This window comes from Blautia sp. HCP3S3_C4, from assembly GCF_052064095.1.
Classification (GTDB): Bacteria; Bacillota; Clostridia; order Lachnospirales; family Lachnospiraceae; genus Blautia_A.
On the sequence record NZ_JBQHWF010000038.1, the window covers coordinates 1 to 2,553 of the forward strand.

Annotated in this window: 2 protein-coding genes; both read left to right on the plus strand. The window is 39.8% G+C overall.

Annotation, left to right across the window (positions count from 1 at the left end; all coding sequences use genetic code 11):
* Positions 1-258: 258 nt before the first annotated feature.
* A complete protein-coding gene (locus tag ACTNC6_RS16035) occupies positions 259-1,101 on the plus strand; it encodes a tyrosine-type recombinase/integrase (protein ID WP_279208077.1) in 843 nt (280 codons plus the stop codon).
* Between the two features lie 2 nt (positions 1,102-1,103).
* Positions 1,104-2,279 carry an IS91 family transposase gene (locus tag ACTNC6_RS16040; protein WP_279208078.1) on the plus strand — a complete coding sequence of 392 codons (1,176 nt, stop codon included), beginning with the start codon at positions 1,104-1,106 and terminating at the stop codon, positions 2,277-2,279.
* The last annotated feature ends 274 nt before the right edge of the window (positions 2,280-2,553 follow it).

Sequence of the window (2,553 nt, forward strand, 5' to 3'; positions counted from 1 at the left end):
TTGAACAAAATCGCTGCGCGATGGCCTGCCGAGGCTGTGGCGCAGCTTTCTTTTCTCAATAATAAAATAGGCAATGGCAATTCTTACCATCATTTGATATTGTAAAGTTACCACACAAAACAATTCAATACAGAAAGACACCACTGCCTATGAAAAGAATACCATTTGACCGCTTTTCTGACAAGCGGTTTTATTATGCCAATGCGCCTCCATGTAAGCAGGGTTTCTCATTAACTACTTTACATGGAGGATTTTATTATGTACGATGAAATATTTAGCCAGATTACAAATGCTGCAAACAAACGGAATCTAAGAGATTCTACTATTCATGCATACTGTACAAGTGTTGCTCACTTTTTAAAATATACAGATAAGCCAATAGATGCTCTGACAACAGATGATGTTGACACATTTCTGATCCAAAAAAGACTTTCCGGGATTTCACCGGAAACATACAACCACTATCATTCCGGTATTCGTTTCTTTTATAAAAAAGTATTAAAGATGAATTGGGATGACGATGATATCCCACGTATGAAAAGAGACAGGAGCCTGCCAATCGTACTTACGAAAGCAGAGATATCAGCGATTCTTGATGCAACGCCAAACCTGAAACATAAAGCCATGATTGCTACAATGTATTCAGGTGGTCTTCGGGTATCAGAAGTCACGCACCTTCACTATGAGGATATTTCACGCACCAATAAAACAATACACATCCGTGATGGCAAAAGCCGCTTTGACCGTTATACCTTACTTGCTGACCGTACACTTGAGATACTTACAGAATACTGGTTTAAATGTGGAAGACCAAAAGGAATTCTGTTTCCAAGTTCATGGACAGGGAATTATCTTGTGAGGGACAGTGTCATTCAGTTCTTCCGTGAAAGCGCAAAAAGGGCTGGAATTCAGAAACATGTCTCTACACACTGTTTGCGCCATAGTTTCGCAAGCCATCTGTTTGAAGCCGGGTGTGACGTGAAATACATTCAGGCCCTTTTGGGACACCGCGATCCAAGGTCAACAGAGATTTATCTTCATGTAAGCAATAAGACTCTGCTCGGTATTAAAAGCCCATTTGATGAGATGGGTGGTGAGTAATCGTGGAAAAATCATGTACGATACAGGATGTCTTTGAACGGTTTTATCCTGTTTATGAAAAAACACATGAGCTTCCTGCTCACCACAGAAAAGCAGCTTTTCACATCATGAACTGTAAAACCGGGGCTTTTGGTGTGAATATCAGTGTCTGTGAGGAATGCGGCTGTATCAGTGTTCACAACAATTCATGCAGAAGCAGGTGTTGCCCCATGTGCCAGGAGTTTCCAAAAGAAAAATGGATCGATGCGCAAAAGGAGAATGTATTGGATGCACCTTATTATCATGTGGTATTCACGGTCCCTGAGGAATTGCATCCTATCATTTATAGCAATCAGAAACTTCTGTATGATGCACTGTATCATGCTGCATCATCTACTCTGAACGAGCTGGCGAAAGATTCAAAGTATCTGGGAGCTGACATCGGATATATCTGTATTCTTCATACATGGGGTTCTGCAATGAATTATCATCCTCATATCCATACCATTGTTCTAGGTGGCGGACTTGATAAGGACAACAAATGGAAAGATACCGGTGGGAAGTTTTTTCTCCCGTATGGGGTCATTGCAAAAGTGTTCCGTGGAAAATATTTGTGCGAATTAAAAAGCCTGTGGAATGATTCAAAGCTTGAGTTTCATGGTACAGCGGAGAAATATCAAAACCACTATTGCTTCAAAGAACTTCTCGATGAGTGCTATAAAAAAGACTGGGTTGCTTATTGTAAGGAGACTTTTAATGGAGCACAGTCAGTCATAAATTATCTTGGAAAATATACTCACAGGATAGCAATTAGTAATCATCGGATCAAGTCCATGACGGAAGCAACTGTTACATATGCTGTAAAAGACTATAAAAACAAAGGTCAGTGGAAAGAGAAAACAGTTCCGGGTGAGGAGTTCATCCGTCGATTTTTAATGCATGTTCCTCCAAAACGTTTTGTCAGAATCCGGCACTATGGTTTGCTGTCGTGCCGAAACAAGAGAAAAAAGATGACGCATTGTAGAAATCTGCTTGGATGTAAAAAATATATTTCTGCATTGAAAAACCGAAATGCCGCTGAAATGATCAGGCTGCTATATAACATAGATGTATGCAAATGTTCTTCCTGTGGAGGGAAAATGGTTCCACATCTTCCGGATAAGCATACACCATCTGTTTTTGCACATATGAGATGTTAAAATATATAACTGAATAGTCCGAAAAACTTCCGTAAAGGGAGTCTGTTTGTTATGCCTAAAAATAATTCTTTTGGCAAAAACCATCTGTTAATAAACCATGTGATATGATAGACTTATGGAAGAGAGCAAAGATTGAATCCCCATAGATAGTGGCGAAAGGGACGCGACTTTGTTCACCAAGGAAAAATCGAAATTGATGTAAACGAAAGGGCAGTTTTATAAAACCGCAAGACTGCTTTTTCGTTTACACCAACTCCGATTGTTTCCTTAACAA

Excerpts from the sequence above, each read along its gene's own strand:
- ACTNC6_RS16035 (WP_279208077.1), top strand. The coding sequence starts at position 259 with ATGTACGATGAAATATTTAGCCAGATTACAAATGCTGCAAACAAACGG.